This is a genomic window from Paeniglutamicibacter sulfureus, assembly GCF_030512175.1.
GTDB classification, from domain to species: domain Bacteria; phylum Actinomycetota; class Actinomycetes; order Actinomycetales; family Micrococcaceae; genus Paeniglutamicibacter; species Paeniglutamicibacter sulfureus.
Window position 1 is genome coordinate 1,650,374 of sequence record NZ_JAULBL010000002.1, and the last position, 24,348, is coordinate 1,674,721.

A 24,348-nucleotide genomic window follows, 5' to 3' on the forward strand; every position below is an offset into this window, starting at 1 on the left:
GAGCTCGCCAACAACCAGTCTAGCCACGGGACACTTGTGATCGCCAACACGGTGGGCAAAGTGCTACGCGCGCCCACACCTGCGCACACGCCGACGCCCGCCGGCCCAGGTAAGGGGGGCGGCGGGCGTCGGCGGCGGCGGGAAGCGATCCCCGCTAGCGGACCTGGCGGACCAGCTTCTGCAGCACGATCGAATCGTCCTGCGCCGGGAGCAGCAGCCAGGCCACGACGTAGGCGCCGATGCCCAGGACCGGCAGCAGGAAGCTGAGCAGCAACCCGATGCGCACCAGGGTGACATCCCAGCCGAACTTCTCGGAAATGCCGCCGGCGACGCCTGCGACCAGGCGCTTGGGGCCGCGGCGGAAGGGGATCGAGCGAAGGGAATTGAAAAAGGTGTCCATGGTGTCAAAGTCTTTCATGCCGGAGCCGGAAATTGGCTGTGAAACGTGGGTGCGGTGAAACGGGGTGGATCAGCTGGTGCGGCGAGCGGCCAGGATCCCGGCGACGATCAGGATCAGACCGGCGCCTCCCACCAGGGAAATGAAGAGCAACGGCGCGCTGATCTGGAAGTTCAACAGCAGGCCGGCCAGCAAGGCAATGCCGATGGCCAGCAGGATCAGGCCGAAGACCAGGGTCCCGGTGGGGAATTGCGCGGCGGGTTCGCCGCTGCCGTGCTGTTGTTCCGTGTGCTGGCTCATGGTGCCACCTCCGCTTTCGCTACGTTGATTTCGATGCTGCTGAATGCCCCGTCGATGTCCAGGCGAAGCTCAGGGCCGCCGAGGCCCTCGTTGAGCACGGTGGAGCCGTCGCGGATTTCGGCGGTGCTGCCGTTGATGCTCAGCGAGCCGAAGGCCCCCTGGGAATCGATGACCACCGGGATGTTGTCCGGGACCGTCAGCTCCATCGAGGAGAAGACGTTGTCCAGTTTCACGGTGGTGTCGGAGGTGATGGTCGAGTAGGAGCGCAGGTCCAGCTCCCCGGAATTGAACACGTTGGTGGTGCCGTTGCCCTCGGTGGTGGTGATGCCCATGAAGCCGTTCATCGGCCCCGAATCACGCAGCGATCCGCCGCCCCAGAACAGGGACAAGACCAGTGCGACGATGCCGAAGCCCACCAGTGCCCCGCCGGTGCGCTGGTTCAGCGCCGCCCCGATCAAGCCCAGGGCGATGACGATCAGCGCGATGGCGAAGCCCACCGCGACGGCGTCGGCCGGCAACTCGAGCATGCCCAGGTGGGACAAGCCGGTGACCAGCGCGAAGAGCAACACCGCGAGTCCCAGTACGATGGTTGCCGCATAGCCGGGCAGCGCCTTGTGGCGTGGCGGCTTGGGGACCTTGGGCACGTGGGGTGGCAGCGGGGCCGGAGGCGGGGGCCCGAATCCGGCTGGCCCCGGGGAGGCAGCCTGGGGTGATGGCATTTTCATGGTGTGCTCCTGGGTGAATGGTCCGTATTCCCGCATGGTGCCGGGCAGCGGCGTGGTCGGTGCCCCGCCGGCGCTCCCGGCGGGATCCGTGGGGTCGTTGGCGGACGCGCCGGATGCGCCGGATCCGTCCGCGCCGCCGGGCTCGGCGGAAACGCCGGGCTGGGCGACATTCCCGGGCTCGGTGCCCGGGCCTGCGGCGGATCGGCCGTCGGTGGGCCCGGATGATGCAGGGGTCCCGGGCTGTGGCGTGCCCCCGGCGAAGCTTTCTCGTCGGGAAAAGACCAGGAAGCCGATGCCCACGATCACCAGCAGCGTCCAGAAGCCGCCGTCCCACCAGCCGAAGAGTGCCGGGGAGCTGACGGCGCCGGCGATGAAGAAGAGCAGCGCCCCGCTCATCCCGCTGCTCCAGCGTCCCGCGATGGCCTCCTGCACGTGGATCCTGCCGTCGGTTCCGGGCATCAGCGCCCAGCCGACTCCGTAGACCAGCAGCCCCAGCCCTGCGACGAAGCACAGCGCCACCATGATGCCGCGCACCAGGACGGGGGAGATGCCAAAGCGCTGGGTGACCCCGGCGCAGACGCCGCCGACCCAGTGGTCCTCGCCGCGTTGCAGTCCCAGTTCCCTTACCCAGCGGAAAAACCCGTGTTCCATTGATGCTTCTCTCATGCTTCAATCCTCGTGCCTGCCGGGGTGCCGCCGCTATGGGGGTCGCCCCTGATTGAACCCTGAGGCCAACCCCGGGAAAGGCGCCTGCGGGCCCCAACCGGCCCGCGGGCGTGCTTGGATGGACATATGAGCCAAACACCTCTCCGTCCCGCGCTGCTGCGCGGGGAGACCCGCATCATCGCAGGGGTGTGTTCCGGGGTTGCCGCCCACCTGGGCCTGAAGGCCTCCTGGGTGCGCATCGGCTTCGTGCTGGCAGCCATGCTCGCGGGCGCGGGAATCGTGCTCTACGCCTGGCTGTGGATCTTCGTGCCGAGCGCACGGGATGCGCAGCGCGATGCCGCCCGCGGCACCGGAACCCGGCGCTTTTCCCTGGCCGAGGTACTCACCGACACCGGCGCGGCGGAGACAGCGGACCCGCTGGGGGCCGCGCGCCAGGCCTCCCTGCGCCAGGTCCTCATCGGGATCGCGCTGCTGGTGGTGGCGGCGCTCGGAGTGGCCCAGTTCCTCGGTGTCTCGATCCGCTGGGACCTGCTCTGGCCGGTGCTGGTGGTCATCGCCGGCGCCGTGCTGGCCTGGATGCAGCTGGACGAGGGCGGGCGTGCCGGGTTGCGCAAGAGCACCGGGGCCCTGGGCGCGGCGGGGCTCACCCGGCTGCTGGTGGGCGTCGGGCTGGTGGTCGCCGGGGTGCTGTTGCTCTTCAGCGGGGCCGTCGGCATCGGTTCCCTGCTCTCCGGGCTCGCGGTGGCGGTTGCCGTCATCGCCGGCCTGTTGCTGGTGTTGCTGCCCTGGGGGCTGCGCTTCTGGCGCGACTTCGTCTCCGAGCGCGCCAACCGGGTGCGGGCGGCCGAACGCGCCGACATCGCCGCGCACCTGCACGACTCGGTGCTCCAGACCCTCGCCCTGATCCAGAAGCGCGCCGAGGACCCCGCGAAGGTGCTGACCCTGGCCCGCGCGCAGGAACGCGAACTGCGCTCCTGGCTCTACGACGAGCACGAACGCAGCGAGGACGGCATCGCCGCCGCGATCCGGGCCGCCGCCGGGGAAATCGAGGAACTCTACCTGGTGTCCATCAACATGGTCGACGTCGGGGAGCACACCGGGGCACCGGGGCACGATGCGCTGCTCCAGGCCACCCGGGAGGCCATGGCCAACGCGGCCAAGCATGCAGGGGGCACCATCTCCGTGTACGTGGAGGCGGGGCCGAAGCGCATCGAGGTGTTCGTGCGCGACCGCGGCCCGGGCTTCGACCCCGCCACGGTATCGGCGGACAGGCACGGGGTGCGCGAATCGATCATCGGGCGCATGGAACGCAACGGCGGGCACGCAGACATCAAGAGCAATGCAGGGGGCACCGAGGTGCACCTGACCATGGACGCAGAAGACGGAGAAGACAATGACTGAACCGACCACCCAGACCGCACGCACGCCGGTGAGCGTGGTGGTGGTCGATGACCACGGGATCTTCCGCTCCGGGCTCAAGGCGGACCTGGACGCCCGCCTGAGGGTGGTCGGGGAGGCAGCCACGGTGGAGGACGCCATCGCCGTGGTGCATCGGGAAATGCCGGCCGTCGTGCTGCTCGACGTGCACCTGCCCGGCGGGCGCGGGGGCGGCGGCGCGGAGGTGCTGGCCGGCTGCGTGGACGTCTTCCCGCACGTGAAGTTCCTGGCCCTGAGCGTCTCGGACTCCGCGGAGGACGTGGTCACGGTGATCCGTGCCGGGGCACGCGGCTACGTCACCAAGTCGATCTCCGGGGCCGAGATCTCCGATGCCGTGCTGCGCGTTGCCGGCGGGGACGCCGTCTTTTCCCCGCGGCTTGCAGGGTTCGTGCTCGATGCCTTCGGCACCCAGGCCGCGATCAGCGCCGACGAGGAGCTGGACCTGCTCAGCGCCCGCGAACTGGAGGTCATGCGCCTGATCGCGCGCGGCTACAGCTACAAGGAGGTCGCCAAGGACCTGTTCATCTCGGTCAAGACCGTGGAAACCCACGTCTCCTCGGTGCTGCGCAAGCTCCAGCTCTCCAACCGTCACGAACTCACCCGCTGGGCCGTGGACCGCCGGATCCTTTAGGGCCGCGCACCTGCGGGGCGCCTCGAGCGGGCAGGCAAAAGGCCGTCGACCGGGCCCGCACTGCGGATCCGGCCGACGGCCTTGGAATTTCCTGCCGGAAACCCCCGGCGTGGCGACGTGGCTTGGCTACTTGGCCTCGCCGAGCAGGGTGGCCAGGCGGCCCACGCCCTCGGCCAGGTCTTCATCGCCCAGCGCGTAGGACATGCGGATGTAGCCCGAGGGGCCGAACGCCTCGCCCGGAACCACCGCCACTTCCACCTGTTCCAGGATCAGCGCGGCAAGCTCGGCGCTGGTGTTGGGCACGACACCGCGGATTTCGCGGCCCAGCAGCCCGCGCACATCCGAGTACGCGTAGAACGCGCCCTCGGGGACGGGGCAGTTCACGCCGTCGATGGCGTTGAGGGCCGAGACCATGGCCTTGCGGCGGCGGTCGAAGGCGGTGCGCATTTCGGCCACCGCGTCCAGCGGGCCGGAGACCGCTGCCAGCGCGGCGATCTGCGAGACGTTCGAGACGTTGGAGGTCGCGTGCGACTGCAGGTTGGTGGCTGCCTTGATGACGTCCAGCGGGCCGGCCATCCATCCCACGCGCCAGCCGGTCATGGCGTAGGTCTTGGCGACGCCGTTGAGGATGATGACCTTGTCACCGAGTTCCGGGGCGGCGGTGGCGATCGAGGTGAAGACCGCGTCATCGTAGGTGAGGTGTTCGTAGATCTCGTCGGTGATGACCCAGAGGTCCTTCGACGCGGCCCAGCGACCGATCTCGGCAACCTGTTCGGGGGAGTACACGGCACCGGTCGGGTTCGACGGGGAGACGAAGAGCAGCACCTTGGTCTTTTCAGTGAGCGCTGCCTCAAGCTGGTCGATGGTGACCTTGTAGCCCTGCTCGGGGCCGGCGAAGACCTCCACCGGCACGCCGCCGGCCAGCCGGATGGCCTCCGGGTAGGTGGTCCAGTACGGGGCCGGGACGATGACTTCGTCTCCCGGATCCAGCAGGGTGGCAAACGCGTTGTAGACGGCCTGCTTGCCGCCGTTGGTGACCATGACCTGGGCGGCGTCCAGGCTGTAGCCCGAATCGCGCATGGTCTTCTCGGCGATGGCCGTGCGCAGCTCCGGCAAGCCGGCCGCGGGGGAGTAGCGGTGGTACTTGGGGTTGCGGGCAGCGGCAACCGCAGCCTCAACGATGTAGTCGGGGGTGGGGAAGTCCGGCTCGCCGGCGCCAAAGCCGATGACGGGACGCCCCGCCGCCTTCAGGGCCTTGGCCTTGCCGTCTACGGCCAGAGTGGCGGATTCTGCGATGGACCCGATACGTCGGGAAATGCGTGCCATGTCGTCGCTTCCTGGAAAGGGAGGTGTGGGTGAACGTATGATCCAAGCCTAGTCGGCGCGGGAGTGGGAGAACGATTATTTGTTGACACGCCGCCGTAGTGTGAAGTTCCCCCATCGCTTCGCGGCCGCCGCGACCGGCCGGTGGCGTGCTACTGCCCGGGCTCGCGGCCGTAGCGGTTCAGGAGCAGTTCCCTGGCCTGTTCAGCCTCGGGGTCCTCTTCCTCCTGCTGCTGGTGGCGTACCTGGTGCAGTTGGAAGTAGGCAGCCGCCCCCAGGAAGAGCACAGGAGTGGCGGCGAAGGGCAGGAAAAGGACCCCTGTGAAGTCGATCAGCCCGAACTTCGCCCAGCCGGCCAGGACCAACAGACTGGTGCCCACCCACATCAGCAGGTTCGTGCCCAGGCGCATCGACCAGAAGACCAGCCCGATGCCGAGGTACCAGGACAGGGGCAGGGCAGACCACATGGTGAGGATGCCCACCAGAATCCCCAAGAGCAATTGCAGCAACAGGTGGGCGGAAAGGTCCCTCCGTCCGCGCAGGCACAGCCAGGTGCCGATGACGATCAACACCGGGACGCCAGCCAACAAAACCTGCGGCAAAATCCCGGCGGCAGGTGTATAGCGTGAGATGGCGCGCAGGATGGCATCGAGCACCGAGCCTCCGGCAAAGACCAGCAGGACCAGGGCGCTTGCATGGCCGGGGCCGGTGCGTCGGGGTGTCAGGGGGAACATGAACCCCAACCTAGCAGTCGCATTCGGTGGCCAAATGACGGGCGAAACGGCACCCGGAACTCCCGGTTCGACAATCGGCACATTCTTTGCGTAGACTTGTTCCTCGGTGTTGGAAAACATCTGGATCACCAAGTCCGCAAAGGATTTGTTGGTCCGCGAGCATCATGCTCGAAGGGTAGTGGCGCAATTGGTAGCGCAGCGGTCTCCAAAACCGCAGGTTGCAGGTTCGAGTCCTGTCTGCCCTGCGCAGTGGCAATCATCTACGGTTGCTCGGCGAATATTCACGTCACGGTGTGTTGTGGTCGATATGGCTGCGGCACACCGTGATTGTTTCATGTGGGATAATCTGAAACGAGGAATCGGTGACCGAAACGACTGCAAACGATTCGCACGGCGCTGGGCACAATAAGAAGCCGTCGAAGGCCGGTTTCTTCGCGGGATTGGCCCTCTTCTTCCGTCAGATGATTTCCGAACTGAAGAAGGTCGTCACCCCGACCCGCAGCGAGCTGGTCAACTACACCTTGGTAGTCATCGGCTTTGTGGTGTTCATGATGCTGATCATTTCCGCTCTGGACTTCGTCTTCGGCAATGGATCAATTCTTATCTTCACCAATTCGCCCGAACAGTAACACGGGACCATTCGCCCCACATTTCTGGTGAACCAGTAACAGAAAGCAGGAACCGCAGTGTCCGAGCAGGAACTCGAACCGCAGGCCACCGAAGTCATCGAAGGCCAGGCAGTAGAGGCTGATACCGATCAGGTGTCGGCCGATTCCGTCGTTTCCGAGGACGCCGAGCAGGCTCCCGAGGTTTCCGAGGACGCCGTCGAGGCAACCGAGGATGCCGAGCAGGATTCCGCAGCCGAGGAAACCCCGGCCGTGGATCCCATTGAAGAATTCCGCACCAAGCTTCGCCGCCAGCCCGGCGACTGGTACGTCATCCACTCGTACGCCGGTTACGAAAACCGCGTCAAGGTGAACCTCGAGACCCGTATCCAGACCCTGGGCATGGAGGAATTCATTTATGAAATCCAGGTCCCGATGGAAGAGGTCGTGGAGATCAAGAACACCACGCGCAAAATTGTGCGTCGCGTTCGGATTCCCGGCTACGTCTTGGTCCGCATGGAACTGACTGACGCTTCCTGGGGTGCGGTTCGCCACACTCCCGGCGTCACCGGCTTCGTCGGCAACGCCCACGATCCAGTGCCGCTGCGTCTCGAGGAAGTCTTCTCGATGCTCGAGCACACGATCGTCACCGAAGAAGAGGGCGAGCACAGCAAGCCCGGCCGCGCCCCGATCACCGAGGTCCACGTTGACTTCGAGGTCGGCGAATCGGTCATCGTCAACGACGGCCCGTTCGAGACGTTGCCGGCAACGATCAGCGAGATCAAGCTGGATTCCTCCACCTTGGTCGTCCTGGTTTCGATCTTCGAGCGCGAGACCCCGGTGACCCTGTCGTTCAGCCAGGTCACCAAGATCCAGTAACATTAAAGACTTCGTGCCTTCCCGGTTTGCTTTACCGGGAAACGGCATGACTCGGCCGCCGCGCCACGGCGGTCAACCCCCCGAGGCACGCTCCTGTGCAGCGGGGCAACGCAAAAGAAGAAGGACCCGACATGGCCCCCAAGAAAAAGGTCACCGGACTCATCAAGCTGCAGATCCAGGCAGGCGCCGCCAACCCGGCACCTCCGATCGGCCCGGCGCTTGGTCAGCACGGCGTCAACATCATGGAATTCTGCAAGGCGTACAACGCCGCCACCGAGTCGCAGCGCGGCAACGTGGTTCCGGTTGAAATTACTGTCTACGAAGACCGTTCCTTCACCTTCATCACCAAGACCCCGCCGGCAGCAGAGCTCATCAAGAAGGCTGCAGGCGTGCCCAAGGGTTCCGCTACCCCGCACACCGTCAAGGTTGCCAAGCTGACCCAGGCACAGGTTGAAGAGATCGCCACCGTGAAGATGGAAGACCTCAACGCCAACGACATCAAGGCTGCTGCCTTGATCATCGCCGGCACCGCCCGCTCCATGGGCATCACCGTAGAAGGCTAATTCCGCCTTCCACACCCGCGGACCTGGAAACCCAGGAACGCACCCCCAAAACAACCAAGTCGATGCGGAACCAGCCGGATGAACCCGGTGCACCGCATTGCAAGTGGCAGGGTCGCGCGCGACCCATACATGACCACGACTGCATAAGGAGAAAAAGCAGATGGCAAAGCGCAGTAAAGCATTCGTAGCCGCCGCGGCGAAGATCGAAGAAGACAAGTTCTACGCTCCGGCCGAGGCAGTTGCCCTCGCCAAGGAGATCGCCTTCTCGAAGGCCGACGAGACCGTTGAGGTTGCCTTCCGCTTGGGCGTTGACCCTCGCAAGGCAGACCAGATGGTTCGCGGCACCGTGATCCTTCCCCACGGCACCGGCAAGACCGCCCGCGTCCTCGTGTTCGCCAATGGCGACAAGGCAGAAGCTGCAATCGCAGCCGGCGCCGACTTCGTTGGCTCGGACGACCTGATCGCCAAGATCGCCGGCGGCTGGACCGACTTCGACGCAGCGGTTGCAACCCCTGACCTCATGGGTAAGGTTGGCCGTTTGGGTAAGGTTCTGGGTCCCCGTAACCTGATGCCGAACCCGAAGACCGGTACCGTGACCATGGATGTCGCCAAGGCCGTCAACGAGATCAAGGGTGGCAAGATCGACTTCCGCGTCGACAAGCACTCGAACCTGCACTTCATCATCGGCAAGGTTTCCTTCGATGCGCAGAAGCTTGCAGAGAACTACGCAGCAGCACTGGACGAGGTTCTTCGTTTGAAGCCTTCCTCCTCCAAGGGCCGCTACATCACCAAGGCCACCGTGGCCACCTCCTTCGGCCCGGGCGTCCCGGTCGATGCGAACGTGACCCGCGTGCTTTCCGAGGCCTAATAGCGCCTCTGCGTTCCGGACCCGGTACCGCCCCCAACGGGGGACTGGTGCCGGGTCCGGTCGTTTAACCGGCGGGGCGGCTGTATACGGATGGAGCGACGCATTCCCGGTGCCCATTCACGCCGGCGCCGATGCGGCGGCTCCGGAACGGATCAAGGTCCCGCATCGAACAAACCGGGCACGCGCGACCGGGTCGGGTGATCGGCGGGACCAGCGGCGAGTGCAGGGCCAAGGCACCCCATGTTTCACTTCATGCGCGAGCGACAGCACGCGGCTGCCGACATGCCGCTCGGCGATCGAGCGTCTTTACGCGTTGTCGCCTGACATGCCCAGAATCAAAGAGGGGATCCCGGTGAGCGGCGTCGATGTCCTGCCACATGGCCGGCGGCGCGGCGCCAGGATTGCGGATGCGGTTCCGGGGCAACCCGACAGGCACGTCGGGAACTATCGGCGGTTTGACCGAAGTCACGAAAATATCCAAAAATAGGAGTTGTGGGTCGCCACATTCCTGCTATGGTTAACTCGTCGCGATTTGATCGTGACCAGGTGACTCTGTCACCACACGCTTTATGGCGGAGACCCCAAGCCCCGCCCGAGCGTGTAACTGCAGCAATGCGTTCCCCCAAGTTGCATTGCTGCGTAGACGGGCCCCTCCCTTCCGCTATCCCCCAAGTTGCGGAACCCGAGGGGCCTGTCGTCTATCTGCAGCAAGTCCCCACCTCGGTTCCAGGGGGAGTTGCGGAGAACACGCCACCTCGATTTGGAGACCGTGGCACCACGCTGTTAGGCTTGGAATACCGAAGACCGTCGGTCGAGGATTGCTGTTTATGCGGTAAGACTCCGAAAGTCCCACAAGGACGACCTGCGCAGGTGAACGAAGTGAATTTGCCGCAATTTTGCGTCCTTTCCGCCCCGTGCATCTGCATGGGGCGTTTTTTATGTCAGTACTCCTGACCGGGCTGGATCGACTGGTTATCAGATCTATACCCCGGAAGGAGTGTTATGGCAACGCCGACTAAGGTTTCCGCAGTTGAGGAAATCACCGCCGACTTCAAGGAGTCGACCGCCGCTGTCCTGACCGAATACCGTGGGCTTACTGTTGCGCAGCTCAAGCAGCTTCGCCGTTCACTTGGTGCAGATACCAAGTACGCGGTAGTGAAGAACACCTTGACTGGTATCGCAGCAAAGGAAGCCGGCATCGAAGCATTCGAAGGCCAGCTTGCTGGCCCGACTGCAATCGCCTTTATCAAGGGTGATGCAATCGCTGCCGCTAAGAGCCTCACGGATTTTGCTAAGGACAACAAGCAGCTCATCATCAAGACCGGTTACTTCGAGGGCAAGGCCCTTGACGCAACCGAGGTTGCCGCTCTGGCAGCACTTGAATCGCGTGAGTTCCAGCTGGCACGTGTTGCCGGTGTGCTGCTGGCTCCGGCTTCCGCCGCTGTCCGCACCATCGAAGCACTGCGCGCAAAGCTCGAAGAAGCAAACGGTGGCGCTGCTGAAGCACCTGCCGAGGCCGAGGCACCCGCTGCCGAAGCCGCCACCGAAGAAGCCTAAGCTTTCTTCAACCCCTCACTCAAGTAACTTGCGGCACGAATGTGCCGCCGACGGAAAGGCTGCCCACCATGGCTAAGCTGTCCACCGAAGAGCTCTTGGAAGCCTTCAAGGAAATGACCATCATCGAGCTCTCCGAGTTCGTTAAGACCTTCGAGGAGACCTTCGAGGTCTCCGCAGCAGCTGTTGCAGTTGCTGGCCCGGCCGCCGGTGGCGCCGCTGAGGCCGAAGAGCAGACCGAATTCGACGTTATCCTCGAAGCTGCTGGCGACAAGAAGATCGCAGTTATCAAGGAAGTTCGTGCCTTGACTTCGCTGGGTCTGAAGGAAGCCAAGGAGGTCGTTGACTCGGCTCCGAAGGCCGTCCTCGAGGGCGCAACCAAGGAAGCTGCAGAGAAGGCAAAGGAGGCCCTGGAGGCCGCCGGCGCTCGCGTTACTGTCAAGTAACTCTTCGCTTCATTGCCTCTGGCCCGCAGACCTTTTTGGTCTTGCGGGCCAGAGGTCTTTAACCCACCGAATGCTCCTGGAAAAAAGCTTATGGTTTGCCCCGGTTGGGAGTGACCCTTACCACTTGGGGCCGCTTTGCTTTTGTTTTTTGCTATCGTAGATAACAGATAGGTAACGAACAGTGCCAAGGATTAGGGAGAGCATCGATGGCGGGGAACACAACGGCGCTCCTCAGTGCCCCGGCGGCATCACCCCTCAGTCAAACCGCCGAGGCCACACCGAAAAGCGCGCAGAAACCACCCCGGCTGGCGCTGCTGGACGGTCTGCGTTTCGCGGCCGCCGTCCTGGTGGTCCTGTTTCACTACACCGCTTGGCACCACGGTTTTTGGGGCACCGCCGAAGCCAAGGACGCCTGGCCTGTCCTGTCGAAGGTCACCGTCTATGGCAACATGGGCGTGCAATTGTTCTTCATCATCAGCGGATTTGTCATCCTGCTTTCCGCCTACGGCAAGGGTGCCGGACGGTTTATCGGATCGCGCGTGGGCCGGTTGTACCCGGCCTATTGGTTTGCGGTGTTGGCGACCGGATTCCTGGTGATCGTCATGTGGCCCCAGGTGGGGTCGGGCCTTGGCGGCAAGGAGCTGACGGCGAACCTCACGATGTTCCATCCGCTCATGGGATTGCGGCACATCGACGGTGTCTACTGGACGTTGTGGGTCGAGATGCGCTTCTACCTGCTCATCCTCGCGCTGATAATCCTGCGCCTGCTGACCATCCGCAGCATGACCATCCTTGCGGTGGTTTGGCCCGTGCTCGGCCTCGCGGCGCAACTCATGAACCGAGAGGCCGCCGCCGAGAACCTCATGAGCGATTATGCGGCCCTCTTTTCCGGCGGGATCGTCTTGTTCTTGATCTATCGCTTCGGGCACAGCATCCTGCGCTGGTCGGTGCTGGCGTTGAACGTGGGAATCGCCGCCTACTTCACCGGTATCAAGGGTCCCACCGAAGCGCTGGAACTGGTTGGCTATGTGGTCCCGGCCTGGCACTACTGGCTCATCATCGTGGGACTATTTGCCGCCGTGGCGCTGCTTTCGCTCACGCGCCTGGGCAATGTGCAGTGGAAGTTCCTGGGAATCCTGGGCGCGCTGACCTACCCGGTCTATCTGCTGCATCAGGTATGGGGCTGGTGGATGATTGACCACTTCGCTCCCGTGCTGGGCCAATACGTAACGCTGCCGCTGGTCATGGGCATCGTCTTCACTGTCGCTTTCCTGGTCCACCGTTTCATCGAGCGGCCTTCTGCCAAGCCGTTGGCGGCGGCCACCACCCGGGGACTTGGCTACCTCGGCGGCCGTCTCGCTCCTAGGAAGAAGGTCGCGACTCCGGCTCCGGGTCGCTGATGTCCGCCACTGTGGCATCCAGCGCGGCAATCAAGGCTGTCGAATCCACAAAGGCCGAATGCCCGTGTGCGCCGGCACCAATGCAGATCCTCCCCGGTTCCATGCCCAAGTCGGCGTAAACCGGCCACGGCGTGCTTGACCCGAGCGGAGTGATGGTGCCGCGCTCGTAGCCCGTTGCCGCGAAGGCAACGTCGGAGTGCGGCATGGACAACTTGTTCACGCCCAGCAGGGAACGCAGCTTGGGCCAGGAAATGACCCTGTCTCCGGGAATCAGGGCGAAGAAGAAAGATCCGTCCTTGTGCTTCACCACCAGGGACTTGATGATTTCGCGCGGTTCGACGCCCAACAGGCCCGCCGCCTCGGCCAGGCTCCGGGCCGGCGGACGGGAAACGACGTGGACATCCAGGCCGCGCTTGGCGGCGTCCTGTTGCATGCGGGCCACTCCCGCCGGAACCTGCTCTGCCACGGTCCTAGGCCTCCCGGCTCAACAGCAGGGCATCGCCTTGGCCTCCGCCGCCACAGAGGCTGACGGCGGTCTTGCCCGAACCGCGGCGCTTTAGTTCCATGGCCGCGGTCAGGGCCAGGCGCGCCCCGGAGGCGCCGATGGGGTGCCCCAGGGCAATCGCGCCGCCGTGGATGTTGGTCTTGTCCAGGGGGTATCCAAGGTCCTTCAGCGACTGGCATGCCACGGCACCGAACGCCTCGTTGATCTCGATGAAGTCGAGGTCCGAGGTCGCCCATCCCTGCTTCTTCAAGGCCGCGGTGATCGAATTCGATGGCTGGGAATGCAACGAGTTGTCGGGACCGGCGACCTGGCCAGCGGCGCCGATGGTAGCCAGGATCTCCAGGTTGCGGGACCGGGCGTACTCCCGCGAGGTGACGATGACGGCAGCGGCTCCGTCGGACAGGGGAGAGGAGTTTCCGGCGGTGATAGTGCCGTCCTTGGCGAAGGCCGGGCGCAACCCGGCCAGCGTCTCGATCGTCGCGTTCGGGCGGACGCCCTCGTCGGTGTCGACCACCAAGGTACCTCCCTTGCGTTGCGGGATGCTGACCGTCACGATTTCTTCCGCAAAGACACCTGAGTTGATGGCAGCAGCGGCCCGCTGGTGCGAAGCCGCAGCCACCTCGTCCTGCTGGGTGCGGGTCAGGCCCAGGACGGAGTTCTTGGCTTCGGTGCTCATGCCCATCGAGTTGCCGTCAAAGGCGTCGGTCAGCCCGTCGTGGGCGACGGAGTCGATGGCCGAGATGTTTCCGTAGGTCCAGCCCTGGCGCGAACCCGGCAGCAGGTGCGGCGTCTGCGACATGGATTCCTGGCCTCCGGCAACCACGACGTCGGCGTCGCCCACGCGGATCAACCGGGCGGCGTCGGTGATGGCGGCAAGCCCGGAGAGGCAGACCTTGTTCAAAGTCGTCGCATTGACGTCCCAGCCGATCCCGGCGGTAATGGCGCTTTGGCGCGCAGGGTTCTGCCCGCAGCCGGCCTGGACCACGTGGCCCATGATCACCGCCTGCACCTCGGCTGCGGGGATTCCGGACCGCTCCAGTGCACCACGGATGGCGGCCGCCCCCAGTTCGACGGCACTGAGGCTGGAAAGTTGGCCGTTGAGCCGGCCAAAGGGCGTGCGGGCACCTGCGACCAGCACGGCGTCTCGTGGTGAGGACATGATCGGAATCTCGCTTTCGGGTAGTACCGGGAATAAGTACTTACCTCTAGGCTAGCGCGATGTGGTTTGCGCCACAGAACTTCCATCCAATGGTGACGGAACTCTCATCCCGTTCCCGGCCTGGGGTGCCGGGTTGCACGCGGGCCGCTGGACATGGTAAGTCCCATGGTGTAACGTGGAACTTTGCGTCTTCTCTTTTCATCTCCGGCCTTCATATAGCGGTGGGCCTGCTCAGCGGTGCTGTGATCAGTGAAACTCTTCACAGAGAGACGACGCCGGAAACCTGACGGTCTGTGGAAGGATCCATCTTGGTCGCCTCGAGCACCTCTAACAACCAAACCGCTAGTTCGGCCCGCAGCGCGGAATATGCTGGCCGACTTTCTTTTGCAAAGATTCACGAACCACTTGACGTCCCCAACCTGCTGGCACTGCAGACCGAGAGCTTTGACTGGCTCATCGGCAACGAGCGCTGGAAGAACCGTCTGGCGTACGCCCAGACCATTGGTGACACCAGTGTAGCCAGCATCTCTGGCCTGGCCGAGATCTTCGAAGAGATCTCCCCGATTGAAGACTTCCAGGAGACCATGTCCCTGAGCTTCTCGGAGCCGGAGTTCGCTGATCCGAAGTACACCATGGCCGAGTGCAAGGACCGCGACGCCACGTACGCCGCTCCGCTGTACGTCAAGGCCGAGTTCATGAACAACAACACGGGCGAAATCAAGCAGCAGACCGTGTTCATGGGCGACTTCCCGCTGATGACCGACAAGGGTACCTTCATCATCAACGGCACCGAGCGTGTCGTGGTGTCCCAGCTGGTTCGTTCCCCGGGCGCCTACTTTGAGCGCACCCCGGACAAGACCAGTGACAAGGACATCTTCACCGCGAAGATCATCCCGTCGCGTGGTGCCTGGTTCGAACTCGAAATCGACAAGCGCGACCAGGTCGGCGTCCGCCTCGACCGCAAGCGCAAGCAGTCGGTCACCGTCCTGCTCAAGGCCCTCGGCTGGACCGAAGGCCGCATCCTGGAAGAGTTCGGACAGTACGACTCGATCCGCGCGACCCTGGAGAAGGACACCACCGATACCCAGGAAGAAGCCCTCCTGGATATCTACCGCAAGCTTCGCCCGGGCGAGCCGCCGACGGTCGATGCAGCACAGGCGTTGCTCAAGAACCTCTACTTCGAGGCGAAGCGCTACGACCTGGCCAAGGTTGGTCGTTACAAGATCAACCGCAAGCTCGGTGTCGACACCCCGCTGAACAGCCCCGACGCCTCGGTCCTGAACATCGACGACATCGTCGCGATGATCAAGTTCCTGGTGGCGCTGCACGCCGGCGAGAAGACCACCCCGGGCATTCGCGACGGCAAGCCCGTCGACCTGACCGTGAGCATCGATGACATCGACCACTTCGGCAACCGTCGCATCCGCGCCGTGGGCGAATTGATCGAGAACCAGGTCCGCACGGGCCTGTCCCGCATGGAGCGCGTCGTTCGCGAACGCATGACCACGCAGGACGTCGAGGCGATCACCCCGCAGACGCTGATCAACATCCGTCCGGTTGTTGCGGCGATCAAGGAGTTCTTCGGAACCTCCCAGCTCTCGCAGTTCATGGACCAGAACAACCCGCTGGCCGGTTTGACGCACAAGCGTCGTCTCTCCGCGCTGGGCCCGGGCGGTCTGTCCCGTGACCGTGCAGGCATGGAAGTCCGAGACGTCCACCCGTCCCACTACGGACGCATGTGCCCGATTGAAACCCCTGAAGGCCCGAACATTGGCCTGATCGGTTCGTTGGCGACCTATGGCCGCATCAACGCCTTCGGCTTCATCGAAACCCCGTACCGCCAGGTCGTCGATGGCCGGGTCACCGGCCAGATCGACTACTTGACGGCCGACGACGAGCTCGATTCCTTCATCGCACAGGCCAACGCGCCGCTGGGCGAAGACGGAAGCTTCCTCGAAGAAGGCGTCCTGGTCCGTGAAAAGGGCGGTGGAGGCGAGCCTGTCATCGTCGAGCCGTCCGAGATCGAGTACATGGACGTTTCCCCGCGCCAGATGGTGTCGGTGGCAACCGCCCTGATTCCGTTCCTCGAGCACGACGATGCCAACCGCGCACTGATGGGCGCCAACATGCAGCGCCAGGCCGTGCCGCTGCTGGCCTCCGAATCCCCGCTCGTGGGTACCGGCATGGAGAAGTTCGCAGCCGTGGATGCCGGCGATTCCGTCGTTGCCACCACCGGCGGTGTCGTCTCCGAGGTCTCGGCCGACCTGGTCACCGTCATGAACGATGACGGCACCGAGGCCGCATACCCGATCATGAAGTTTGCACGCTCCAACCAGGGCAACGCATACAACCAGCGCGTGATGGTGTCCGAGGGCGACCGGGTTGACTACAACTCGATCATCGCCGACGGCCCGTCCACCGACAAGGGCGAGCTCGCCCTGGGCAAGAACCTCCTCGTGGCGTTCATGTCCTGGGAAGGCCACAACTTCGAGGATGCAATCATCCTCTCGCAGCGCATGGTCTCCGACGATGTGCTGACCTCGATCCACATCGAGGAGCACGAAGTCGACGCCCGCGACACCAAGCTTGGTGCCGAGGAGATCACCCGGGACATCCCGAACGTCTCCGAGGAAATCCTGGCGCAGCTCGACGAGCGCGGCATCATCCACATCGGTGCCGAGGTCGAAGCCGGCGACATCCTCGTCGGCCGTGTCACGCCCAAGGGCGAGACCGAGCTGACCCCGGAAGAGCGCCTGCTGCGCGCCATCTTCGGTGAGAAGTCCCGCGAAGTTCGCGACACCTCGCTGAAGGTTCCGCACGGCGAGTCCGGCGTGGTCATCGGCGTACGCATCTTCGATCGCGACAACGACGACGACCTGCCCCCGGGCGTCAACCAGCTGGTCCGCGTTTACGTGGCCCAGAAGCGCAAGATCACCAACGGTGACAAGCTCGCTGGCCGCCACGGCAACAAGGGCGTCATCTCCAAGATCCTGCCGATCGAGGACATGCCGTTCCTGGAAGACGGAACCGCCGTCGACATCGTCCTGAACCCGCTGGGTGTTCCGGGTCGAATGAACGTCGGACAGGTCCTGGAAATCCACCTGGCCTGGGCTGCGAAGCAGGGCTGGAAGATCGAGGGCGAGCCCGAGTGGGTCAAGAACCTGCCGGCCCTCCCGCGTGAAATGGGATCCACCAAGGTTGCCAGCCCCGTCTTCGACGGTGCGTCGGAGGACGAAATCCGCGGGCTGCTCGACCACACGGCAGTGACCCGCGACGGCGTCCGCCTGATCGGCAACTCCGGAAAGGCCCGTCTGTTCGACGGCCGCTCCGGCGAGCCGTTCCCGGATCCGGTGTCCGTGGGCTACATGTACATCTTGAAGCTCCACCACCTGGTGGACGACAAGATCCACGCCCGTTCCACCGGTCCGTACTCCATGATCACCCAGCAGCCGCTGGGTGGTAAGGCACAGTTCGGTGGTCAGCGCTTTGGTGAAATGGAAGTGTGGGCCCTGGAGGCCTACGGTGCCGCATACACCTTGCAGGAACTGCTCACGATCAAGTCCGATGACATCCACGGTCGCGTGAAGGTCTACGAGGCAATCGTCAAGGGCGAGAACATCCCGGAACCAGGTGTCCCGGAATCGTTCAAGGTCCTGATCAAGGAAATGCAGTCGTTGTGCTTGAACGTCGAGGTCCTCGGAACCGACGGCCAAACCATCGAAATGCGAGACTCGGACGAAGAAGTCTTCCGGGCCGCGGAAGAACTCGGCATCGACCTTTCCCGGTCGGAGCCGAACTCCGTCGAAGAGGTCTAGTTCCCACCCCGTGTTCGCGGGTCGGGGGAGTGCGGGGGGCCAAGCGCCCCCGGCACTCCCCGGCCCGGAACACGCCACGGAACTGGATTTCTTCCAGACCCAACGGTGAGCGCGGATCCGCACCGGATCCGCGAACACCTCACCACATTAGACTTCAGAGAACTTAGAAGAGAGATAAGGACCATATGTCCAGCGAATCCTCATTCGGCCTCATGCGCATCGGCCTGGCAACTGCGGAAGAGATCCGCGGGTGGAGCTACGGCGAGGTAAAGAAGCCCGAAACCATCAACTACCGCACCCTCAAGCCGGAGAAGGACGGTCTTTTCTGCGAAAAGATCTTCGGTCCGACCCGTGACTGGGAGTGCAACTGCGGCAAGTACAAGCGCGTGCGTTTCAAGGGCATCATTTGCGAGCGCTGTGGCGTCGAAGTCACCCGCGCCAAGGTCCGTCGCGAGCGCATGGGCCACATCGAGCTCGCCGCTCCGGTGACCCACATCTGGTACTTCAAGGGCGTTCCCTCGCGCTTGGGCTACCTGCTTGACCTGGCCCCGAAGGATCTTGAGAAGATCATTTACTTCGCGGCCTACATGGTCACCGCCGTTGATGAAGAGCGCCGCCACGCCGAACTGCCGAACCTCCAGGCCCAGCATGACCTGGAACGCAAGCAGCTGGTTGACACCCGCGACTCCGACATCGCCGCCATTGCCCGCGACCTCGAGGACCAGCTTGCTGCCCTCGAAGCCGACGGTGCCAAGGCAGCGGAGAAGAAGAAGGCCCGCGACCTGGCCGACAAGACCATGGCACAGGTGCGTAAGCGCGCCGATGCCGACATCGAGCGTCTTGACCAGGTCTGGGACCGCTTCAAGAACCTCAAGGTCGCCGACCTCGAGGGAGACGAAGGCCTGTTCCGCTCGCTGCGCGAGCGCTACGGACTGTACTTCGAAGGCTCCATGGGCGCCGAAGCCATCAAGAAGCGCCTCGAGGGCTTCGACATGGAAGCGGAAGCCGAGATCCTTCGCGAGATCATCGAGAACGGCAAGGGCCAGCGCAAGACGCGTGCCCTGAAGCGTCTCAAGGTCGTCAACGCGTTCCTGACCACCACCAACTCCCCGTTGGGCATGGTCCTGGACGCCGTTCCGGTGATCCCGCCGGAACTTCGCCCGATGGTGCAGCTGGACGGTGGCCGCTTTGCGACCTCCGACCTCAACGACCTGTACCGCCGCGTGATCAACCGCAACAACCGCCTCAAGCGCTTGTTGGACCTCGGCGCGCCGGAAATCATCGTGAACAACGAAAAGCGCATGCTGCAGGAAGCTGTGGACTCGCTCTTCGACAACGGTCGTCGCGGCCGTCCGGTGACCGGTCCGGGTAACCGCCCGCTGAAGTCCCTGAGCGACATGCTCAAGGGCAAGCAGGGTCGTTTCCGCCAGAACCTCCTCGGCAAGCGCGTCGACTACTCGGGTCGTTCGGTCATCGTGGTCGGCCCGCAGCTGAAGCTGCACCAGTGTGGTCTGCCCAAGCAGATGGCCCTGGAGCTCTTCAAGCCGTTCGTGATGAAGCGCCTGGTTGACCTCAACCACGCACAGAACATCAAGAGCGCCAAGCGCATGGTCGAGCGCTACCGTCCGCAGGTCTGGGACGTTCTCGAAGAGATCATCACCGAGCACCCGGTGCTGCTGAACCGTGCACCTACCCTGCACCGCTTGGGCATCCAGGCGTTCGAACCGCAGCTGGTTGAAGGCAAGGCCCTTCAGCTTCACCCGCTGGTTTGTGCCGCGTTCAACGCCGACTTCGACGGTGACCAGATGGCAGTTCACCTGCCGCTGAGCCCCGAAGCCCAGGCCGAGGCCCGGATCTTGATGCTCTCGAGCAACAACATCCTCAAGCCTTCGGATGGCCGCCCGGTTGCCCTGCCTTCGCAGGATATGATCATCGGCCTGCACCACCTGACCACCAAGCGCCTGGACGAGAAGGGCGCCGGTCGTGCGTTCTCCTCGACCTCCGAGGCGATCATGGCCATGGACCGCGGCGAACTGCACCTGAACTCGCCGGTCAAGATCCGCGTCTCGGGCTTCGTTCCGTCTGCGGAGCAGTCGGCTCCGGAAGGCTGGGTCGAGGGCACCGATGCGCTCATCGAAACCTCGCTGGGCCAGGTGCTCTTCAACGAGACGCTGCCCGTGGACTACCCATGGGTTGAGCGTGTCGCAGGCAAGGACGCTCTCTCCGAGATCGTCAATGACCTGGCCGAGCGCTACCCGAAGGTCGTCACCGCGGCAACGCTGGACAACCTCAAGGATGCAGGCTTCAAGTGGGCCACCCGCTCGGGTGTCACCGTGGCCATCTCGGACATCACCTCGAACATGGACAAGGCAGCCATCCTTGCTCCGTACGAAGTGAAGGCAACCCGCGTGCAGTCGCAGTACGACAAGGGCCTGATCGCGGACTCCGAGCGCCGCCAGGACCTGATCGACATCTGGACCAAGGCGACCGACGAAGTTGCCGAGGCCATGCGCGCCGGCATGGAAGAGCTGAACACCATTAACCGAATGGTGACCTCAAAGGCTCGTGGTAACTGGCTGCAGCTTCGCCAGATTGCCGGTATCCGTGGCCTGGTGTCCAACCCTAAGGGCGAGATCATCCCGCGTCCGATCAAGTCTTCCTACCGCGAAGGCCTGTCGGTTCTCGAGTACTTCATCGCCACCCACGGTGCCCGTAAGGGTCTGGCCGATACCGCGCTGAAGACCGCCAACTCGGGTTACCTGACCCGTCGTCTGGTGGACGTCTCGCAGGATGTCATCGTGCGCGAACTCGACTGCGGCACCAGCCGCGGCCTGAACGTGCCGATTGCATACACCGATGAGATCGGCACCGTGCGCATGCACGAAACCGTCGAGAACTCCGCCTACACCCGTACGTTGGCCACCGATGTGACCAACGCAGAGGGCAAGGTGCTCGCCGAGGGCGGCTCGGACGTGGGCGACGTGCTCATCGACGAACTGTTCGCAGCCGGTGTCACCGACATCAAGGTCCGCTCCGTGCTGACCTGTGAGTCGGCCGTCGGAACCTGTGCACTGTGCTACGGCCGTTCGCTGGCCAGCGGCAAGACCGTGGACATCGGTGAGGCAGTGGGCATTATTGCCGCACAGTCCATTGGTGAGCCCGGTACCCAGCTGACCATGCGTACCTTCCACACCGGTGGTGCTGCTTCCGCGGAAGATATCACCCAGGGTCTGCCGCGTATCCAGGAGCTCTTCGAGGCACGTACCCCCAAGGGTGTTGCCCCGATCTCCGAGGTTGCCGGCCGCGTCACGATCGAGGACAGCGAGAAGCAGCTTCGCGTTGTCATCACCCCGGACAACGGCGACGAAGAAATCGCCTACCCGGTGCTGCGTCGTGCACGTCTGTTGGTTGTCGAGGGCGAGTCCGTCGCCGTTGGCCAGCAGCTGGTTGCAGGTGCGATCGACCCGAAGCAGGTTCTGCGAGTTCTAGGCCCGCGTGAGGCACAGAAGTTCCTCGTCCGCGAAGTCCAGGAGGTCTACCAGTCCCAGGGTGTTGGCATCCACGACAAGCACGTGGAAGTCATCGTTCGCCAGATGCTTCGCCGCATCACCGTCATCGAGTCGGGCGACACCGACTTGCTGCCGGGCGAGCTTGCTGACAAGGCACGCTTCCAGTCGGAGAACCGCAAGGCCGTCTCCGAGGGCAAGCGTCCGGCATCGGGCCGTGACGAGCTGATGGGTATCACCAAGGCTTCCTTGGCTACCGATTCCTGGCTCTCGGCCGCGTCCTTCCAGGAGACCACTCGTGTCCTGACCCAGGCCGCGATGGAAGGCAAGTCCGATCCATTGCTCGGCCTGAAGGAAAACGTGATCATCGGTAAGCTGATCCCGGCCGGCACCGGCCTGGACCGCTACACCCAGGTGAACGTGGAACCGACCGAGGCAGCGAAGGCTTCGCTGTTCACCGGACAGTCCGCCTTCTCCACCGGCATGGACTACGACGGTCTGGAGCCGGGCCTCAGCCCGGAGTTCCACGCCATCGCAATGGATGACTACGATCTCGGCAACGATTTCCGCTAAGGCGTAATTCTTCTCCCGCGCAGCGCGGGGGAGAAGAACACGTAACGAGGCCGGCCCGTGCCGCGCTTCCCGTTCCTTGAAAGAGGATGGGGGAGCGCGGTGCGGGCCGGCCTTTTTGTGCTTGGAAGACCGGCTTGCGGCAACTGGCGGAGGTGTGCGCCCTGGGCGGTCACGGAACAGGGCCGGTGCAGGATGTTGGCCAGCGTTGAGGCATAGGAGCTTCGGAAGGCGCAATCTCCACTAGATGCAACTGCATCTGAATTGAGCGCCGTTCGCAGATCCAAATTGGGCAGCGCGTGGTCGCGGCAGGCTGTTCTGCCGGGGAGAAAGTGCCGAAGCGTGCGGCACCGGGCGCTGTCATTGGCAACGTCAGTCAGGGGATAAGTATCCTAGGACGGGGATGCGGACAGTTGGCCGCAGACCGGTGGTCCGCGCGGGCGACTGGACCACCAAGACTATGCCGCTGATGGAGCGGTCGCCCTATGCGAGGCTTTCGGCCTCGGGGTGAAAGACCCAGTTTCGTCGGAGTCGTTGTTCTGGATCGCGCGCGACCGATTGGAGCACATAGGGGATCGCGTCGACCACCTCGATCCGGAAGTGGCCGGCATGGAACGAAGCGTGACACACGGGACATAGCAGTCCGCCGTTGGACAGGTTGGTCTCACCGCCCAAATACCAGGGCTTGATGTGGTTCGCTTCGCAGCGGTGGGCGGCCATGGTGCAGCCGGGATTGATGCACCCCTTGTCCCGCAGAAGCATGGCCCTGCGTTGCGCCCTGCTGAAGAAGCGTTGCTTCCGTCCCAGATCGAGCGGCTCCGATTTACTGCCCAAAACCGCCGGAATGATGTTCGCTGTGCAGGCCAACCGGCGGACATATCCAGCGGAAACCAAGTTGTTGCGGGCCGTGATGCCCGGATCGTTGAGCTTTCCGACGAGTGAATCCCACGATATCGTGACGATCAAGTCGACATTGGGCTTCAGCGGCATCGCCGGTGCGTCTTTCCCGTCCCCGTCGGCACCGTATCTCATGGAGTCGAACAGGAACTGTAGCAATGCCCTGGCCTTGGCCCGTTGCCTCGCCTCCGCGGTGCTTTCGCCCGGCAACGCCACGAGCTCCGGGGCAGGCTCCGGCATGGAAAATTCCCGGCCCACGTCGGTGAACCCTGCTCGCGGGCGCTGGTCCTCCGGAACGTCGGGATCGATGGCCCATGCGGGGATGGTGGGTGCTGCGGGGGCGGGTCCGTCGTCGGGAAAACCTGGAAGCGGCGGCTGGCCGCCGTCGTTTGTCTCGGTGTCCGGTGTTGACGGGGCATTCTTGGCTTTTCCGAAGCCGGAACGGGGATTGGCCAGTTGATCGGCGAGTTTTGAAAGCCTCTCGTGGCCAGCCAGGTCAGTGCACATTTCCCAGATGTAGCCGCGGGCCTGCCGGCTCTTGAAGGAGAGCCCCAAGTGGGGCTGCATCCGGGACTCGCCGCGTTCCAGGGCCTGGGCATCGAGCCGGGCGGAGATGCTCTTGAGCAGGTTGCCGGTACCGATCGCATTCCGGGTGAGCAACGACTCGGCCACCTGGCCCTCGATGAGCTCGGCGGCTTCCTCGGGACACGTTTGCGCGTCGATGCCCGGTTGCAACGCCAGCAGACGCTGGGCGGCCTGCGCCACCTGGGCGGGATCGGCGCTGCCGTTGTTGAACACCGTCGACAGCCGGGGGAACCGGGGTGCCACGGGGACCCCGTTGAATCCGGCGCGGGGCAGCAGCAGGTCGCGGGTGGCCAAACGCTGCTTGGACTGGGAGAAGGAGAGGTGCAGCTGGTCCTTGACCATCTCGGTTGCGTCGCGGAAGAGCATCTTGGTTCCCTGGCCATTGCATTGATCGGCCGGAAGCGAAGCGGTCCCCTCGATGAACCCGGTGAGATTGGCGTGGATGCGGTGCAACTCGGCCAGGGGCGCTTCCTTCAAGGTGTGTGCATCGGAATCCTCGATCTTGCCGGCAGCGACGATCTGGGCCCGGCCGATGAGACGGGCAACGTCCTCGGTCAACAGCGCCAACAAGGTGGCGCGCACCGGGGACGTGGTGACGGAACCGGCGATGGTGTCCAGCAGCGTGCGCAATATGGGAGTCAGCACGGCAAGCAGGCGCAACTGGTCGTCCACGGGTGCCTCGGATACCGGAGTATCCGTGCCTTCCGCGGACGGTGCCAGGAGTTGCTGGAGTCCAGCCAACCCGGCTCCTGCCAGTGATGCCATTTGAGTCATGGATCCACC

The 24,348-nt window shown here is 64.0% G+C and carries 19 protein-coding genes and 1 tRNA gene; 12 read left to right on the forward strand and 8 right to left on the reverse strand.

Annotation, left to right across the window (positions count from 1 at the left end; all coding sequences use genetic code 11):
* Positions 1-154: 154 nt before the first annotated feature.
* The 3 genes from Q2T94_RS14250 to Q2T94_RS14260 form a co-directional block, all read right to left on the reverse strand.
* Positions 155-400, reverse strand: a complete 246-nt coding sequence (locus tag Q2T94_RS14250; protein ID WP_302265147.1) for a PspC domain-containing protein — start codon at positions 398-400, stop codon at positions 155-157.
* 69 nt (positions 401-469) lie between these two features.
* Positions 470-697 (reverse strand): hypothetical protein, encoded by a 228-nt coding sequence (locus tag Q2T94_RS14255; RefSeq protein ID WP_302265149.1) that lies wholly within the window; start codon positions 695-697, stop codon positions 470-472.
* Positions 694-2,088 carry a PspC domain-containing protein gene (locus Q2T94_RS14260; protein WP_302265151.1) on the reverse strand — a complete coding sequence of 465 codons (1,395 nt, stop codon included), beginning with the start codon at positions 2,086-2,088 and terminating at the stop codon, positions 694-696. Before Q2T94_RS14260 ends, Q2T94_RS14255 begins: the two co-directional genes overlap by 4 nt.
* Before the next feature lie 126 nt (positions 2,089-2,214).
* Between Q2T94_RS14260 and Q2T94_RS14265 the strand changes: the two genes are divergently transcribed.
* Together Q2T94_RS14265 and Q2T94_RS14270 are read left to right on the forward strand one after the other, a co-directional pair.
* Complete coding sequence (locus Q2T94_RS14265) at positions 2,215-3,489, forward strand: ATP-binding protein (RefSeq protein WP_264270816.1); 1,275 nt, start codon at positions 2,215-2,217, stop codon at positions 3,487-3,489.
* Positions 3,482-4,156, forward strand: a complete 675-nt coding sequence (locus Q2T94_RS14270) for a LuxR C-terminal-related transcriptional regulator (RefSeq protein ID WP_264270817.1) — start codon at positions 3,482-3,484, stop codon at positions 4,154-4,156. The genes Q2T94_RS14265 and Q2T94_RS14270 overlap by 8 nt, the downstream gene beginning before the upstream one ends.
* Positions 4,157-4,282: 126 nt before the next feature.
* Here Q2T94_RS14270 and Q2T94_RS14275 read toward each other — a convergent pair whose 3' ends face one another.
* Both Q2T94_RS14275 and Q2T94_RS14280 read right to left on the reverse strand, forming a co-directional pair.
* Positions 4,283-5,482: a pyridoxal phosphate-dependent aminotransferase gene (locus tag Q2T94_RS14275; RefSeq protein WP_302265154.1), complete on the reverse strand. Its 1,200-nt coding sequence runs from the start codon at positions 5,480-5,482 to the stop codon at positions 4,283-4,285.
* A gap of 149 nt (positions 5,483-5,631) precedes the next feature.
* On the reverse strand, positions 5,632-6,213 hold the full coding sequence (locus Q2T94_RS14280; RefSeq protein WP_264270819.1) for a hypothetical protein: 582 nt from the start codon (positions 6,211-6,213) through the stop codon (positions 5,632-5,634).
* Positions 6,214-6,385: 172 nt separating this feature from the next.
* Between Q2T94_RS14280 and Q2T94_RS14285 the strand changes: the two genes are divergently transcribed.
* The 8 genes from Q2T94_RS14285 (at position 6,386) to Q2T94_RS14320 (ending at position 12,528) form a co-directional block, all read left to right on the forward strand.
* A tRNA-Trp gene (locus Q2T94_RS14285) sits at positions 6,386-6,458 on the forward strand.
* A 117-nt stretch (positions 6,459-6,575) separates the two neighbouring features.
* A complete protein-coding gene (gene secE / locus Q2T94_RS14290; protein ID WP_264270820.1) occupies positions 6,576-6,842 on the forward strand; it encodes a preprotein translocase subunit SecE in 267 nt (88 codons plus the stop codon).
* A 57-nt stretch (positions 6,843-6,899) separates the two neighbouring features.
* Positions 6,900-7,697: a transcription termination/antitermination protein NusG gene (gene nusG / locus Q2T94_RS14295; protein WP_264270821.1), complete on the forward strand. Its 798-nt coding sequence runs from the start codon at positions 6,900-6,902 to the stop codon at positions 7,695-7,697.
* 131 nt (positions 7,698-7,828) lie between these two features.
* Positions 7,829-8,260, forward strand: a complete 432-nt coding sequence (gene rplK / locus Q2T94_RS14300; protein ID WP_217389408.1) for a 50S ribosomal protein L11 — start codon at positions 7,829-7,831, stop codon at positions 8,258-8,260.
* Positions 8,261-8,420: 160 nt separating this feature from the next.
* Positions 8,421-9,128: a 50S ribosomal protein L1 gene (rplA, locus tag Q2T94_RS14305; protein ID WP_217389409.1), complete on the forward strand. Its 708-nt coding sequence runs from the start codon at positions 8,421-8,423 to the stop codon at positions 9,126-9,128.
* A 1,002-nt stretch (positions 9,129-10,130) separates the two neighbouring features.
* The gene (gene rplJ / locus Q2T94_RS14310) at positions 10,131-10,685 is read left to right on the forward strand and encodes a 50S ribosomal protein L10 (protein ID WP_264270822.1); all 555 of its coding nucleotides are present in this window, start codon (positions 10,131-10,133) and stop codon (positions 10,683-10,685) included.
* 68 nt (positions 10,686-10,753) lie between these two features.
* Complete coding sequence (gene rplL / locus Q2T94_RS14315) at positions 10,754-11,128, forward strand: 50S ribosomal protein L7/L12 (protein WP_264270823.1); 375 nt, start codon at positions 10,754-10,756, stop codon at positions 11,126-11,128.
* A gap of 206 nt (positions 11,129-11,334) precedes the next feature.
* A complete protein-coding gene (locus Q2T94_RS14320) occupies positions 11,335-12,528 on the forward strand; it encodes an acyltransferase family protein (RefSeq protein ID WP_302265162.1) in 1,194 nt (397 codons plus the stop codon).
* Here the strand turns inward: Q2T94_RS14320 and Q2T94_RS14325 are convergent.
* Positions 12,491-12,961, reverse strand: coding sequence for an aminoacyl-tRNA deacylase (locus tag Q2T94_RS14325; protein WP_302266430.1), 471 nt, complete (start codon positions 12,959-12,961; stop codon positions 12,491-12,493). The genes Q2T94_RS14320 and Q2T94_RS14325 overlap by 38 nt on opposite strands.
* 37 nt (positions 12,962-12,998) lie before the next feature.
* The gene (locus tag Q2T94_RS14330) at positions 12,999-14,192 is read right to left on the reverse strand and encodes an acetyl-CoA C-acetyltransferase (protein ID WP_302265163.1); all 1,194 of its coding nucleotides are present in this window, start codon (positions 14,190-14,192) and stop codon (positions 12,999-13,001) included.
* Positions 14,193-14,500: 308 nt separating this feature from the next.
* Here Q2T94_RS14330 and rpoB point away from each other — a divergent pair, with 308 nt between their 5' ends.
* Together rpoB and Q2T94_RS14340 are read left to right on the forward strand one after the other, a co-directional pair.
* Entirely contained in the window at positions 14,501-18,007 is a 3,507-nt protein-coding gene (gene rpoB / locus Q2T94_RS14335) for a DNA-directed RNA polymerase subunit beta (protein WP_264270826.1), read from the forward strand.
* 185 nt (positions 18,008-18,192) lie between these two features.
* A complete protein-coding gene (locus Q2T94_RS14340; protein ID WP_264270827.1) occupies positions 18,193-22,086 on the forward strand; it encodes a DNA-directed RNA polymerase subunit beta' in 3,894 nt (1,297 codons plus the stop codon).
* Between the two features lie 480 nt (positions 22,087-22,566).
* On the opposite strand, the gene Q2T94_RS14345 is transcribed toward Q2T94_RS14340, so the two are convergent.
* Positions 22,567-24,339, reverse strand: a complete 1,773-nt coding sequence (locus Q2T94_RS14345) for an HNH endonuclease signature motif containing protein (RefSeq protein ID WP_302265166.1) — start codon at positions 24,337-24,339, stop codon at positions 22,567-22,569.
* Positions 24,340-24,348: the final 9 nt, after the last annotated feature.